At 58.9% G+C, this 14,693-nt stretch carries 13 protein-coding genes and 1 tRNA gene; 5 read left to right on the top strand and 9 right to left on the bottom strand.

What is annotated here, in order from left to right; genetic code table 11:
- Positions 1–118: 118 nt before the first annotated feature.
- Positions 119–1,858, top strand: a complete 1,740-nt coding sequence (locus IB246_RS02230; protein ID WP_008037090.1) for a dipeptidase — start codon at positions 119–121, stop codon at positions 1,856–1,858.
- Positions 1,859–2,146: 288 nt separating this feature from the next.
- Positions 2,147–3,403: an OprD family porin gene (locus tag IB246_RS02225; RefSeq protein WP_008037092.1), complete on the top strand. Its 1,257-nt coding sequence runs from the start codon at positions 2,147–2,149 to the stop codon at positions 3,401–3,403.
- A gap of 63 nt (positions 3,404–3,466) precedes the next feature.
- On the opposite strand, the gene IB246_RS02220 is transcribed toward IB246_RS02225, so the two are convergent.
- From IB246_RS02220 to IB246_RS02210, 3 genes are all read right to left on the bottom strand, one after another.
- Positions 3,467–3,931 carry a RidA family protein gene (locus tag IB246_RS02220; RefSeq protein ID WP_008037093.1) on the bottom strand — a complete coding sequence of 155 codons (465 nt, stop codon included), beginning with the start codon at positions 3,929–3,931 and terminating at the stop codon, positions 3,467–3,469.
- Positions 3,932–4,010: 79 nt separating this feature from the next.
- Positions 4,011–4,760 (bottom strand): creatininase family protein, encoded by a 750-nt coding sequence (locus IB246_RS02215; RefSeq protein ID WP_008037094.1) that lies wholly within the window; start codon positions 4,758–4,760, stop codon positions 4,011–4,013.
- A gap of 62 nt (positions 4,761–4,822) precedes the next feature.
- Positions 4,823–6,136, bottom strand: coding sequence for an MFS transporter (locus IB246_RS02210; RefSeq protein ID WP_008037095.1), 1,314 nt, complete (start codon positions 6,134–6,136; stop codon positions 4,823–4,825).
- A gap of 138 nt (positions 6,137–6,274) precedes the next feature.
- Between IB246_RS02210 and IB246_RS02205 the strand changes: the two genes are divergently transcribed.
- The gene (locus tag IB246_RS02205; protein ID WP_008037096.1) at positions 6,275–7,213 is read left to right on the top strand and encodes a LysR family transcriptional regulator; all 939 of its coding nucleotides are present in this window, start codon (positions 6,275–6,277) and stop codon (positions 7,211–7,213) included.
- Between the two features lie 135 nt (positions 7,214–7,348).
- Here IB246_RS02205 and IB246_RS02200 read toward each other — a convergent pair.
- The 6 genes from IB246_RS02200 to IB246_RS02175 all read right to left on the bottom strand — a co-directional run bounded on the left by IB246_RS02200 (position 7,349) and on the right by IB246_RS02175 (position 11,877).
- Positions 7,349–7,424 (bottom strand) — tRNA-Gly (locus IB246_RS02200).
- Between the two features lie 67 nt (positions 7,425–7,491).
- Positions 7,492–8,049, bottom strand: a complete 558-nt coding sequence (pgsA, locus tag IB246_RS02195) for a CDP-diacylglycerol--glycerol-3-phosphate 3-phosphatidyltransferase (RefSeq protein WP_008029556.1) — start codon at positions 8,047–8,049, stop codon at positions 7,492–7,494.
- Positions 8,050–8,081: 32 nt separating this feature from the next.
- Positions 8,082–9,905, bottom strand: a complete 1,824-nt coding sequence (gene uvrC, locus IB246_RS02190; protein ID WP_008037102.1) for an excinuclease ABC subunit UvrC — start codon at positions 9,903–9,905, stop codon at positions 8,082–8,084.
- Positions 9,906–9,907: 2 nt separating this feature from the next.
- A complete protein-coding gene (gene uvrY, locus IB246_RS02185; protein WP_008015884.1) occupies positions 9,908–10,549 on the bottom strand; it encodes a UvrY/SirA/GacA family response regulator transcription factor in 642 nt (213 codons plus the stop codon).
- A gap of 126 nt (positions 10,550–10,675) precedes the next feature.
- Positions 10,676–11,119, bottom strand: coding sequence for a GNAT family N-acetyltransferase (locus IB246_RS02180; RefSeq protein ID WP_008037103.1), 444 nt, complete (start codon positions 11,117–11,119; stop codon positions 10,676–10,678).
- Entirely contained in the window at positions 11,119–11,877 is a 759-nt protein-coding gene (locus IB246_RS02175; protein WP_008037104.1) for a carbon-nitrogen hydrolase family protein, read from the bottom strand. The genes IB246_RS02180 and IB246_RS02175 overlap by 1 nt, the downstream gene beginning before the upstream one ends.
- Positions 11,878–12,504: 627 nt before the next feature.
- On the opposite strand from IB246_RS02175, the gene IB246_RS02170 reads away from it, so the two are divergent.
- Together IB246_RS02170 and IB246_RS02165 are read left to right on the top strand one after the other, a co-directional pair.
- A complete protein-coding gene (locus IB246_RS02170; RefSeq protein ID WP_008037105.1) occupies positions 12,505–13,578 on the top strand; it encodes a 3-deoxy-7-phosphoheptulonate synthase in 1,074 nt (357 codons plus the stop codon).
- A gap of 226 nt (positions 13,579–13,804) precedes the next feature.
- The gene (locus IB246_RS02165) at positions 13,805–14,686 is read left to right on the top strand and encodes an esterase/lipase family protein (RefSeq protein ID WP_008037106.1); all 882 of its coding nucleotides are present in this window, start codon (positions 13,805–13,807) and stop codon (positions 14,684–14,686) included.
- The last annotated feature ends 7 nt before the right edge of the window (positions 14,687–14,693 follow it).

Genomic DNA, 14,693 nt, shown 5'->3' with positions numbered 1-14,693 from the left:
TGTTGCCTGGGTAAACGCAGCGTCCTTTAAACCATCGCGAGCAGGCTCGCTCCTACAGTGTTAATGTTGAAATGTTTTGTTTCATTAATCAGACACCTGCAAAGGAATGCCTTCAACAATGGACTTCTCACTCAAGCACCTGGCCGCGACAACGTTGATGCTGGCCAGTCTTTCGTCGTTCACCACAGCAGCGCACGCCAACATTACCCCGCAGCAAGGCGCGGCCATTCTCAAGACGTTCAGTGACGCATCGATCACGGATTTCAGGCAGTTCCTGACAAGCGTGGCCAAGAGCGATCTGGCCAAAACCGACGACCTCGGCACGGCAATCTCTGCCTTCCTCGACAACAAGAGCCTTTCCGCCGACCAGCAGAACGAAATCCATCGCCTGCTCGGCCTCTATGCGCGGGTGAAATACGGCAGCGCCGCCACCGAGACGCTGCGTGAACTGGTGGCCATCCCGACCTTCCGCGTGGACGGCGTTGCCCAGCACGACAACCCTGAATTCATCAAGATCGCCGACAAGATCAAGAGCCTGGCCCAGGCCTTCAACCTGACCTTTCGCAACGTCGACAACCGCGTCTATGAAATCTCCCTCGAGGGGAGCGGCGATGAAGTGGTGGGCATTCATGCCCACGCCGACGTGGTGCCCGTGACACCGGAAAACTGGGTCCTGAAAGACGGCACCCGCCTCGATCCATTCAAGGTCACCCTGATTGGCGATCGCATGTATGGCCGTGGTACCGAAGATGACAAAAACGGCATCGTGGTGGCGCTCTACGCCATGAAAGTCATCAAGGAAGAAAAGCTGCCGCTGGCGAGGAATTTCAAACTGCTGGTGGACACCACCGAGGAAACCAGCGGCGACGCCATCCCTTATTACTTCGAACACAACCCCACACCCAACTACAACCTGGCGCTGGATGGCGGTTACCCGGTGGTGATCGCCGAGAAAGGCTACGGCACCGTCATGGCCAACTTCCCCAAGCGCAAGGCTGACGGCAAGGGTGCTGAAATCGTCTCGATGACTGGCGGCCTGGCCACCAACCAGATTCCGTCGGCGTCGGTCGCCACCCTGCTGAGTGACAAACCCGCCGAGCTGGCCGCCAGCCTGCAAAAGGCCGGTACCGAATACGCCAAGCGCAATGGCGACGATTTCGAGGTGACGGCCAAGGTCGTCGGCAAAGACGTCACGCTGACAGTCACCGGCGTTTCCGCCCACTCCTCCGAGCCCGAGTCCGGAATCAACCCGGTGGCGAGAATGCTGGTGTTCATCAACAGCCTCGACGGCAAGGTCGCCCTCAAGCACAACCACATCACCGACGCGGCCCGCTACGCTGCCGACAACTGGGGGCTCGATTATTTGGGTGGCAAATTGGCGGTCGGTTTTTCCGATGCGTTCATGGGGCCGTTGACCACCTCCCTGACCTTTGTCGGGATGGATGAAAACACCTTCAAACTCGCGGTCAACCTGCGCGTACCGAAGGGCAAGTCCCCGGAAATGCTCAAGCGCGAAATCGCCGACAAGCTGGACGCCTGGAGCAAGAAATCCCAGGTTGCGGTGGCCTTCGATTACTCGATCGCCGAACCGATGTACCGCAATCCCGAGGGTGAATGGGTCAAGGCGCTTCTCGCCGTGGCCAGCGAAAACCTGGGCATGGAACACAAATTCGGCACCTCGGCCGGCGCCACTTCGGTCCATGAACTGCCCAACGGCGTGCAGTTCGGCCTGGCCCGGCCCGAAGTCAAATACACCGGCCACACCGACAACGAGTTCAAGACCGTCGACCAGTTCCTGCTGGACTTGCAGATCGTGACCGAGATGTTCGGGCGCATCGGCCAGTTGCCAAAACTCTAAGCCCTCCCCTTCGGACCCGCTGCTCTGGCGGGTCCGACGCTTACAACGTCCTGACCCACTTTCCTGAAGCAGTCTTTTCACGCCTTGCCATCATCGTTGCCTCCAGAGCAACGATCTCTGAATTAAGTTGCTCTTGCTGCCATTGGTCAATGGAGCGAGCATCGCTCTCGACACCGGAGCGGCTGCGAGCGCCACATCCTGCCGGCTGTCTTACCTCCCCCGCACGCGCACAAGCCCCGACAGAGGGCCTACGGGAGAGTCATGTCTAATAAAAACAAGAGTTAAATTATGACCAGAGACAAAGGCAAACTGTGTGTACTGCTGTTTACCGGGGCTGGCGCCAACCTTGCCCAAGCCGCCGACAGCGGATTCGTCGAACAGTCCACCGCTACCCTGCAAACCCGAAACTATTTTTTCAGCAGAGACTTCTCCGATATCCGAGGCTCGGAAAAATCGATGGTTCAGGAATGGGCCCAAGGGTTCATCCTCAACTTCAAATCCGGCTACACACCCGGGCCGGTAGGATTCGGCCTGGATGCCATCGGCAAATTCGGCATCAAGCTCGACAGCAGCCCCGACCGGGTCAACTCGGGGTTGTTGCCGGTCAAGGACGATGGCCATGCCGCGGACAATTATGGTCGCCTCGGGTTGGCGGCGAAGATGCGCGTTTCCAAAACCGAGCTGAAGGTCGGTGAACTGCAACCCAACCTGCCGACACTGGTCTTCAGCGACATCCGCTTGCTGCCCCCGGCCTATCAGGGCGCGAGCATTACCAGCAGCGAAATCCCCGGCCTGACGCTGCAAGCCGGACATTTGACCTCCACAACCCTGCGCAATGAAGCCGGTGAGAGCAAACTCCAGGCGTTGCTGGGCAACAAGCCGCAACGGCAAGTGTCGAGTGATGCCTTCAACTACGTGGGCGGCGATTACGCGTTCAACAGTAACCGCACCACCGTGAGTGCCTGGCATTCCCGACTGGAAGATATCTACGAGCAAAACTTCTTCGGTTTGAAACACAGTGTGCCGGTGGGCAGTTGGGTGCTGGGCGCCAATCTTGGTTACTACGACGCCCAGGAAGAAGGTCGCAAACTGGTGGGCAAGGTCGACAACCAGTCCTTCTTCTCGCTGTTATCGGCCAAGCTCGGTGGTCATACGTTCTATGCCGGTTACCAGGGCATGTACGGCGACAGCCCCTTTCCTCGCGTGTTTCTCAATGTCAGCGCCCTTGGCAACGAACTGCCGACCTACGAGTTCGTCTCCACCCATGAGCGCTCCTTTCAACTGCGCTATGACTATGACTTCGCGGCCCTCGGTGTGCCTGGCCTGCTAGCCAGCACACGTTATGTCACCGGCGACAATGTGAAGACGGGGATGGGCTATGAAGGCAAAGATCGGGAGCGTGACCTCGACCTCAGTTACACCTTCCAGTCAGCCCCATTGAAAGGCCTCGGCGTGCGAGTGCGCAACGCGGTGGCACGCTCCAACTACCGCACGGATATCAACGAGAACCGACTGATCATCAGCTACACATGGACGCTGTTCTGATTTCTAAAAACAAGTGTGGGGGCGAATCACTTCGCCCCCACAGGTTTTACTGTTACCCGGCCTTCAACTGACTTCCACGGTCATCTCGATTTCGACACAGGCACCCAACGGAATCTGTGCCACACCGAATGCCGAGCGCGCGTGTTTTCCCTTATCCCCAAACACCTCGGCCAGCAGCTCCGAGGCACCGTTCGTGACCAGATGCTGCTCGGTGAAACCGGACGTTGAATTCACCAGGCTCAGCACTTTGACAATCCGCGTGACCCGATTCAGATCGCCAAGATGCGCGTGCAGCGTCGCCAACAAATCGATGGCGGTCAAACGTGCGGCCACATAGCCCTCCTGTGTCGTCAGCGTTTCGCCCAGCTTTCCTGCCCAGACTTTACCGCCTTGCTTCGCGATATGGCCGGACAGGTAAACGACGTTGCCACTCTGCGCACTCATTACATAGGCAGCAGCGGGAGCGCCGGTGGCGGGCAGCTCGATACCGAGGTCTTTCAGGCGGGTATAAACATCATGTTCAATCATGGGTTTTCCTCGAATAGAACGTGCCAACGCCCGGAACTTCCGGGCGCTGGGCTAGTTGAAAAACGGTTGATCCGGTTGTTTAGCCGGGTATCGATTCGCGGCTGAAGGCGTCGACTTCCTGCACCAGGCTCTGCGCTGCCATCATCACCAGAGCACGGCCTTTGTCCGGGTTGGCCAGGGACGGATCCGAACCCATGCGGCCATCCGGATGGCGTGCGCGGAAATCCAGTGCTTCGCGAATCGGCCCCCACGGAGCGATCTGCGGCGAGTACTCGGCGGACTTGATGGAATCCGGGTAGGCCCATTGGGTCACGGCAATTTCGGACGGCGTGGCATGAATGCCGTGCCCCTCAGGAAACTGCTCCCGCGCCAACTCACCGATTCCCTCCAGATCCCACCAGTTGCACAACTTCAGCGCGAACCCTGCAGGGCGTCGAGCGAAGCTTGCTTCGGCGTAAAGCTCCGAGAACGCCGCTTCAATCGATGCGACGTTGCCGCCGTGGCCATTGAGGAAGAGGATTCTTTCAAACCCGTGGGCGGCCAACGAACGCACCCAGTCGCCAATGGCCGCAATGAACGTCGAGGGGCGAAGTGAAATGGTCCCGGGGAATCCAAGATGGTGTTGGGCCATGCCGATGTTGAAGGTCGGTGCTATCAGGATGTCTGCCGACTTCTGCGCTTCGCACGCAATGATTTCGGGGCACATCCAGTCGGTCCCCAAAAGACCGGTCGGACCGTGTTGTTCATTGGAGCCGATCGGGATCACGATGGTGCGGCTGCGTTCAAGGAATTGCCCGATCTCGGCCCAGGTCGATAGGTGTAAAAGCATGTGGGTTCTCTCTTTAAAAGGGTTCCTTTCGGAACACGATTGATCAAGTGGGAGGCGGTTGATCAACCCGCGCTGAATTCAGAAACAGGGCGCTCACGTGGTTGCCGTTTGGTGGCAAGGATCACGAACGCTGCACACAGGAAGACGCAACCCACAACGACGATGCCGAGATTGGCGCTGCCGGTTGCCGTTTTTGCCCAGCCAATCACCGCAGGCCCCCAGAAGCCACCGGAAAGCCCGATGGTGTTGATCAAGGCAATGCCTCCCGCCGCCGCATCACCCTTGATGTGCTCGGAGGGCATCGCCCATAACACGGTGTAGGCCATGAACATCATGGCGGTCGCCACGGTCAGCAGAACCAGCGACGCCATCAGGTTGCCGTCGGCAAAGGGATACATAAGCAACAGGATGGCGCCAATGCCCGCAGGGACTGCGCAGTGGTAGCGTCGTTCGCCGACCCGGTCGGACCGACGCCCTATCCAGTACATGCCGCATGCCGCCGCGACATAGGGAATCGCGGCATACCAACCCAGCTGCATGGTGTCGTTGACGCCCTGGGCCTTGAGAATTGCCGGCAGCCAGAAACTCATGGCGTAGATCGAGAAGATGATGCAGAAATAGGCTGACGCGAGGATGTAGATTTTCGGGTCGCGTAACACCGCCCGGAACGAATGGGCTCGCCCCGACGATGTGCCGAGTTCACTCTCCAGCAGTGTCCTTTCTTCAACACTCAGCCATCGAGCCTCCGAGGGCCGATTGGAGAGAACAAAATAGGTCAGGATGCCAAGGAACACGCAAGGCAGACCTTCAATCAAAAACATCCATTGCCAGCCGGCCAGGCCACCAACGCCTTCGAACGTGGTGATCAGCCAGGCAGACAGCGGACCGCCGATAATGCCGCCGATGGGACCGGCAATAAACACGATCGCAATGGCCCGCGCCATGCGCTTCGGGCCGTACCAGCAAGACAGGTAATAGATCATGCCGGGGGCAAAACCGGCTTCGAATACGCCCAGCAGAAAACGCATCGCATAAAACATCGGCACGTTGCGCACAAAGAGCATGCAGGCCGATGTGATGCCCCAACACACCAAAATGCGGCTGAAGGTTTTTCGCGCCCCCACCTTCGGCAACATCAGGTTGCTCGGCAACTCAAACAGCACGTACCCCAGAAAGAAAATACCCGCGCCCGCTCCGTAGGCCGCATCGGACAGTCCGAGATCATTTTGCATCTGCAATTTGGCGAAGCCGACGTTGATCCGGTCCAGATACGCAAAGACGTAGCAAATGAACAGGAGTGGCAACAGCCGCCAATTGAGCTTGCGGTAAAGGGCAGAAACGGCATCACTGCTTGCCGGTGTCAGTAAGGTTGACATGCGAGTCTCCAATTATTCTTGTTGGTCTGCGTTCTTGCCAAAGAATGTTGCACCGGCACCGCAGGCCCAGCAAGAGCAACTAAGTTCGTGTATCGTTGCCCTACAGGCAACACAAACTTTCTGGCGAGAGGGCCCGGGATGCGCGAGATCAACCAACAACGGCTGCGGTATTTTCATGAAGTGCTGGTCCACGGCTCGATTCGTGGCGCGGCGGACAGCATCAATACGTCGCCCTCCGTTATCACGCGCCAGATCAAGCTGCTGGAAGAGGAACTGGGCGCAAAACTGTTCGAGCGCCAGGCTCGCGGCGTGCAACCCACCGAGGCAGCGGCGCACTTGCTGGAGTTCTGGCGCGGTTATCGATCACACCAGGAGAAACTCGAAGACCAGCTTCAAGCGATCAAAGGCCTGCAACAGGGCCAGGTGCGAGTCGTCATCAGTGAGGGCTATGTCGATGCCTTGGTCGACAACGTGCTCGCCCCCTTCTGCAAACAGTACCCCAAGCTCGATGTCAGGCTGGACATCCTTCCCGTCGACGACGTGCTGAACGAAGTCGCCGAAAACCGTGCGCACATCGGCCTTGCCTACAATCCGCCGCCGCATTCGCAAATCGATTACCGCGCGACGTCATCGCAGCCAGTGATGCTGTTGGTTCGCCCCGATCATCCATTGGCAGTGCGAGGGGGAACGGCAACCGTCGAGGACATACTCACCTGCCGACTGGTGCTGACGCCCCCCACCTTCGGTATCGGGCATGCGATCAAGATGCTTGAGTACGCCGAGAAAATCGAAATCCGCCCGGCACTGGTCAGCAACTCCCTCGCCGCACTCAAGCGCCTGGTGGCCTCCGGAGATTTCACCTCGTTGCTCGGCGAATTCGCTGCCTATCGGGAAATCGAACAAGGCAGCCTCGCGGCGGTACTGATCGACCATCCACTGTTTCTGGGCGTGGAGGCGAAACTGCTGGTGAAGTCCGGCCGACCGCTGGCCGCGCCGGCTCAGGAGCTGCTGAACTGGATGTTGCAGCGCTTGCCGATGTTTGGGTCGGGTGACGGAATCAGATTGGCTTCTCGGTGATCTCAGCGCTGTTTGCTGATCGGCGCAATGAAATCGCTGGAATGAAAAAAGAGGCTGATGCCTCTTTTTCTAATGCCAACCAAAAAAAACGCACAAAAAAAAGCGCCACTCATTGAGTGGCGCTTTTTCTGTATTTGGAGCGGGAAACGAGACTCGAACTCGCGACCCCGACCTTGGCAAGGTCGTGCTCTACCAACTGAGCTATTCCCGCGTCTTGGTGGTGCGCATTCTATAGAATCCAGAAGCTCCGTCAACCCCTTGATTCAAAAAAGTTTTATTTATTTTTCCACATCGGTCTTCAGATGCGGCCAGGCAGCCCGCAGGTATTGAACCATGGACCACAATGTCAGGCCCGCAGAGATCATCAGCAAGGCGTAACCCACCAGGACCCAGAACGTGAAGTCCGACGGATTGGCCAGCAGGATCACCAGCGCCAGCATCTGCGCAGCGGTTTTCCATTTGCCCAGGTTCGACACGGCGACGTGAGCGCGAGCGCCGAGCTCGGCCATCCACTCGCGCAATGCCGATACCACGATCTCGCGACCGATGATCACGGCAGCCGGCAGCGTGAGCCACAAATTACCGTGTTCCTGCACCAGCAGCACCAGCGCCACGGCGACCATCAGCTTGTCGGCCACCGGATCGAGGAACGCCCCGAACGGCGTACTTTGCTCCAGACGACGAGCCAGGTATCCGTCCAGCCAGTCTGTGGCGGCGGCAAACGCGAAGACCGAAGCGGACGCCAGGTAGCTCCATTGGTAAGGCAGGTAGAACAGTAAAATGAAGATCGGGATAAGCAGGACGCGTAGAACGGTAATCAGATTAGGGATATTCATCGGCACAACTGGCTACGAGGTGAGGGGGCATTCTACTCGCTGTGCAGATTTGCATAAATCAACTCTGCGAGCTTTTTACTGATCCCGGGTGCTTTGGCGATCTCTTCGATGCTGGCACGAGACAGCTCCTGCAATCCACCAAAATGTTTCAACAAATCGCGCCGACGGGTCGGACCCACCCCGGCTACACCCTCAAGCGTAGACGTACGGCGCGTTTTGCCACGGCGGGCACGGTGTCCGGTAATTGCAAATCGGTGGGCTTCATCGCGGATCTGCTGGATCAAATGCAGTGCCGGAGAATCGCCACGCAAGGTAAATTCGTGGGCGGCGTCATTGAGGTACAAGGTTTCGAAACCGGCCTTGCGCGTCGCACCCTTGGCCACGCCCAACAGAATCAGGTCGGGCACCGCCAGTTCATTGAGCACATCGCGTGCCATGGACAACTGCCCCTTTCCGCCGTCCACCAGCAGAATGTCCGGCAACTTGCCCTCCCCGTCCTTCAGTTTGCTGAAGCGCCGGGTCAGGGCCTGGTGCATTGCGGCGTAGTCATCGCCCGGCGTGACGCCCTCAATGTTGTAGCGCCGGTAATCGGACTTGATCGGGCCTTCAGGGCCGAACACCACGCAGGACGCCACGGTCGCTTCGCCGCTGGAGTGACTGATGTCGTAGCATTCGAGGCGCTGCGGTGGCTCATCCAGTTTCAGCACGTCGGCCAGGGCATCGAAACGTGCCGCAACGTGTTGGCGGTTGGCCAGGCGCGCGCCCAGAGCCTGCTCGGCATTGGTCACGGCCAATTGCTGCCAGCGTGCCCGCGTGCCACGAACCCTATGACTGATGCTCAGTTCACGACCGCGCAGCTCTTCGATGGCCGCGATCAGGGTCGGGAAGTCTTCGTGAACCACGTTGACGATCAGCTCGCTCGGCAAGTCGCGTTCGGGGCTGCTGACGAAGTACTGACCGAGAAACGCGGCCATGACTTCAGAGACGTCTTCCTCAATACCCACCTGCGGAAAGAAATTCTTGCTCCCCAGCACCCGTCCGCCGCGCACGCTGATCAAATGGACACAGGCACCGCCCGGATTGACGAACGCGGCGATGACGTCGACGTCACCGGTCCCGCCTTCCATGCTCTGTTGATCCTGGACCCGGCGCAGCAACGAGATCTGGTCGCGGAATTCGGCGGCACGTTCGAATTCGAGGTTGATCGCCGCCTCTTCCATGCCGGCGGACAATTCATCGGTCAGCGCATTGCTGCGCCCTTCGAGGAACATCACCGAGTGACGAACGTCCTCGGCGTAAACCTCGGGTTCCACCAGCCCCACGCACGGCGCCTTGCAGCGTTTGATCTGGTATTGCAGGCATGGGCGTGTGCGGTTCTTGTAGTAGCTGTCTTCGCACTGGCGAACGAAAAAGGTTTTTTGCAGCAGGCTCAGGCTTTCGCGAATCGCCCCGGCACTGGGATAAGGGCCGAAATATTTGCCCTTGGCCTTTTTCGCCCCACGATGAATGCTCAGGCGCGGGAACTGACCGTCGGAAAGAAACACGTACGGGTAGGATTTGTCGTCGCGCAGCAGAATGTTGTAGGGCGGGCGCCATTCCTTGATCAGCGTCTGCTCAAGCAGCAAGGCTTCGGTTTCATTGGCCGTGATCGTCGTTTCGACCTGGGCGATACGCGCCACCAGCGCAGCGGTCTTGGGCGCGAGGCCGGACTTGCGGAAGTAACTCGACAGACGATTCTTGAGATTCTTGGCCTTGCCGACGTAAAGCAGGCGTGCCTCGCTGTCGAACATGCGATAGACGCCTGGGCGTCCGCTGACCGTCGACAGGAAAGCACTCGGATCGAAGGTGTCAGTCATTTTCAGAGGCTGGCATCAACCATGCCGTGACGAACTGCCAACAGCGTCAATTCGACATCGCTGCTGATCGAAAGCTTTTCGAAAATTCGGTAACGGTAGGTGTTCACGGTTTTGGGCGACAGGCACAGTTTGTCGGAAATGATCTGGACCTTCTGGCAGCCGACAATCATCAACGCGATCTGGATTTCCCGCTCCGACAGTGCGTCGAAGGGCGAATCGTTGGTCGGCTGAAAGGATTTGATCGCCAGTTGCTGGGCAATCTGCGGGCTGATGTAGCGTTGCCCGGCAAACACCAGGCGGATGGCCTGAACCATTTCCGGCAACCCGGCGCCCTTGGTCAGGTAGCCCGCGGCCCCGGCCTGCAACAAACGTGTAGGAAACGGATCTTCCTCGCACACGGTGACCGCGACGACCTTGATATCCGGATGACTGCGCAACAATTTGCGCGTGGCTTCAAGACCGCCGATACCCGGCATCTTGACGTCCATCAGCACCACATCGGGTTTCAACTCACGCGCCTTGAGCAGGGATTCTTCCCCGGACTCAGCCTGGCCGACTACTTGCAGGCCATCGATGTCAGCCAGCATTCGTGTAATGCCTGTACGAACGAGATCATGGTCATCGACTACTAGCACCCTAATCAAGCAGACACCTCGCGATATGGTCTTATTGAGTTGCCGACACCTTAGCAAAAAGCAACTGGCAGACCTAGCGGCAAGCGTCATATAAAAAGTTTCAATACATCTTGAAAGGCTTGTCTCATGCGTGTTTCAGCGATGCGAGGCATCGATATCGCGCTGCATTCTCAGGAAACACTCGTCTTTGCCGACCACTGCCAGGCCCTTTCGCTCGTATAACGCTTTCGCCGGATTATTTTCAAAAACCGTCAGGCGCAATGCCGGGCGTCGTTCCTTGCACGCCATTGCCAATACCTGATCGATCGCCCAGGAACCGGCGCCCTGCCCCCGGAACACTTCGAGCACGTGTAACTCACGGATATACAAGGCCCTTGCATCCCGACTCAGGCTTACATAACCCAGCCGTACATCATCACGGACGATCAGCCAGTTTTCCCGCCCCGCCCAGGCCACATCAAAAGCCTCGTCCTGCCACAGCAGATCGTGCTGAATGTAGTAGCGGAGCATGGTTTTACAGGTCAGTTCACGAGCAAAGTCGAGGTCTTGCGATGTCGCAGGACGTAATTCGAATCCCATCAGGCCTCCGCGACGGCGACGACGCGCCCCGTCCAGCTGTCAGCATTGCGGCGAGCAATGACCAGCAGATTGCCCGTGCCAGGTGCGGCAGCGATCAGCGAACCGTCCGACGCCCAGATGGCGCTGCGTCCTGCCGACTCCCAACCCCCCGTCGCACCGCCATGGTTGGCCATCAGCACCGCCATCGAATGTTTGACCGCATAGCCTTGCAACAACGCAGTGTCGGGGGCGTAACCATTTTCGGTGATCAGCACACCTGCGGCATACAGGTCGGCGCCCTGTTGCGCCGCTGCGGCCGCATGACTGGCGTGGGAAAAATCGGCGCACACCGCCAAGGCTATCGTATCGCCGCCGATGGTCAGGGGCGAACCGCCAGTGCCCGGCGCAAACGCTACTTCCTCGCCGGGATGCAGATGCTGCTTGCTGTAGACCCCGAGTGAACCATCGGCGCCCAGTACCAGCGCTCCAATCAACACCGGCGAATGCTCCGACAGACGAACAGGCATCCCGACTATGGTCGTTACGCCGACTTCCTGCGCAAAATCGCGCAACGGTTGCAGCACCGAATCCTTCGGTGCAATGGCCAGCTCAGCCGCCAGCCCGCGCTCGTACCCGGTCAGTGACAGCTCCGGAAACACCAGCAACTGCACGCCCTGCTCCGCCGCCACCTGCATGAAGCGTTGATGCCACGCAATATTGGCGGCCAGGTCTCCAGCGATGGAGATTGATTGAGCGGCGGCGATGGTCAGCGTCGTCATGGTTCGTCCTTGTGACGTTGTGTTTTTGTTTAAACGGCGAGTGTGTCACAACCGCCGACGCACTCAAGCGATAGAAAACGCCGCCAGTAACCAATAGCAATTTCTGATTGAATCCGTGTACCGGCCTCTAGTAAGCTCGGCGCATCCATCGGAGACAGACCATGTTCAACGCCCTCTCACAGCTTCGTACCGCCAGCGCCCCGCGCTCGGTTGCGGCTGCCCGGGTGAATGTCGTTTGCGCTTCGGTCAGCTTTTATTTTGGGTATTGGTTTAGCCACTGGCGCGCCTGATACCCACACGGCGCCCACTTTAAACGGGTCGCCACCAGAGAATTCTCAACCCCCGGTCGGCCTCCCGACCGGGGGTTTTGTTTTTTCAGCCCCCACACTTTTTAGCAACAACACAGACATTTTGAGGATTCACGACATGAACTACGCCACTTATTACCGTCACGACAGTTTTACCGCCTGGCGATTTAGCAGCCTCCGCTCGGGACAGCCTGCCGCCTCCGATCGGTCACCCACAGGTGGCAAGCACACACACGCAGCCAATCCGGCCAATTGTCGAACACCCCAGTAGGGCCGAGCGCGCGGGAACGAACCCGCCGCCCGCCCAGGAAGCCTGAACATGAACTCGTCCGTCTCTGCTTTGCCGCTGTCCACCCTGAGCCCTGCCAATGAAGCGCTGACCTTGCGCCTGCCGAGCTCATTGCAACTCAAACAGCAACTGCCGCTCAGCAACGCCCTGACCCGGCAAGTCGCCGCCCACCGCGATGCGGTCCGCGCGATTCTCAACGGTGAAGACTCCCGTTTGCTGGTCATCGTCGGTCCTTGCTCGATTCACGATCCGCAGTCCGCCCTCGAATACGCCAGTCACCTCGCCCGCCTCGCCGCCGACGTCAGCGATGAAATGCTGCTGGTGATGCGCGCCTACGTCGAAAAACCCCGTACCACCGTCGGCTGGAAAGGCCTGGCCTACGATCCGCACCTGGACGGCAGCGACGACATGGCCGGTGGCCTGACCCTGTCACGGGAGCTGATGCGCGAAATGCTTCGACTCGGCCTGCCGATTGCCACCGAACTGCTGCAACCGATGGCCGCCGGGTACTTCGACGACCTGCTCAGTTGGGTCGCCATTGGCGCCCGCACCACTGAATCGCAGATCCACCGGGAAATGGCCAGCGGCCTGAACATGCCGGTCGGCTTCAAAAACGGCACCGATGGTGGCGTCGGTGTTGCCAGTGACGCCATGCGCTCGGCCGCTCATCCGCATCGGCATTTCGGTGTCGACAGCCAGGGGCACCCCGCGATCATCCAGACGCCCGGCAATCCTGACACTCACCTGGTATTGCGCGGCGGTCATCGCGGCCCGAACTACGACCGCGCCAGCGTCGCTCAGGTGAACAGTGATTTGACCAAGCTGAAAATCCCGGCCCGAATCATGGTCGATTGCAGCCACGCCAACAGCGGCAAAGACCCGCTACGTCAACCGGCGGTGTTCAACGATGTGCTTGAGCAGCGTCTGCAAGGTGATCACTCGCTGATCGGGATGATGATTGAGAGTCACCTGTTCGAGGGTTGCCAGCCGCTGAGTCCGTCGCTTCAGTACGGTGTATCGGTGACGGATGGCTGCCTTGGCTGGGAGGGGACTGAAACGTTGTTGCGTTCAGCGGCGGAACAGCTGAGAACCGCACGCGGCTGACAGGCAAATGACATTCCGGAGGTAGGTCATTGCAGAACTCTGCGCTACCTCCGATTAAAGGACGTCCGGACATTCCGAAAAGAGCCTCCTGCTGATTCGAATATTCGTACATTCCCTATTCCGTTTTCACCCATTCACAGCGGCTTCTTCATACATCGCGCAAACGTCCGGGTGCTTTAGAGTGGGCCCCGGACACACTCACGAACTCCCGCGAAAAGGTATGAACATGCAACGGAATGCAAGCACCCTCCATCCCATCCTGTTGGTCCACGGCCTGTTTGGTTTCGATCGGATCGGCCCTTTCGAACTGTTCCATGACATCAAGCAAACCCTCAGGAGCGCCGGCGCCAGAGTGTTCATCCCACACCTGTCGGCTACCCATACCAATGAAGCGCGAGGTGACCAGCTTCTGGCACAGATCGAACGGGTGCTGGAAGGGACCGGTGCAGACAAGGTCAACCTGATCGGGCACAGCCAGGGAGCGCTGGCCGCCCGCTATGCCGCAGCGATAGCGCCGCAAATCGTTGCGTCGGTGACCTCGGTTAGCGGGCCCAACCATGGCTCGGAACTGGCGGATTTCCTGCGCAAGGCGCTGACGCCTGGACAGCTGCCGGAACAGGTCGCCGATACGGTGGCCACGTTGTTCGCTGACTTCCTGTCCTTGTTGAGTGGCGACCGCCACCTGCCACAAAACGCGATCGCTGCGCTCAATGCCTTGACCACCGAAGGCGTCAGCGCGTTTAACGAGAAATACCCTCAAGGACTGCCGAAAACCTGGGGCGGCAAGGGCAGCGAGCGGGTCAACGGCGTTCGCTACTATTCCTGGAGCGGAACCCTGCAGGGCAACCTCCTCGATGAAGGGCTCAACGCACTTGACCCACTGAATGGGTGCTCCCGTGCTTTTGCCAGGTACTTCACCATCGAGGCTGAGCAAAACGACGGCATGGTCGGCCGCTTCAGCTCTCATCTGGGCAAGGTGATCCGCTCCGACTATCCGCTAGACCACCTGGACAGCATCAGCCAGACAGTCGGTCGGGTTCGCAAAGGCATCGACCCGATTGACCTGTACGTGGAACATGCCGAACGTCTGCGCAAGGCGGGTCTGTGACCCGAGC

Origin of the sequence: Pseudomonas sp. PDM01 (assembly GCF_014852325.1) — a bacterium.
GTDB classification, from domain to species: Bacteria; Pseudomonadota; Gammaproteobacteria; order Pseudomonadales; family Pseudomonadaceae; genus Aquipseudomonas; species Aquipseudomonas migulae.
The sequence above is the reverse complement of the archived record's forward strand: the minus strand, read 5'-3'. Positions and strand labels throughout refer to the sequence as shown.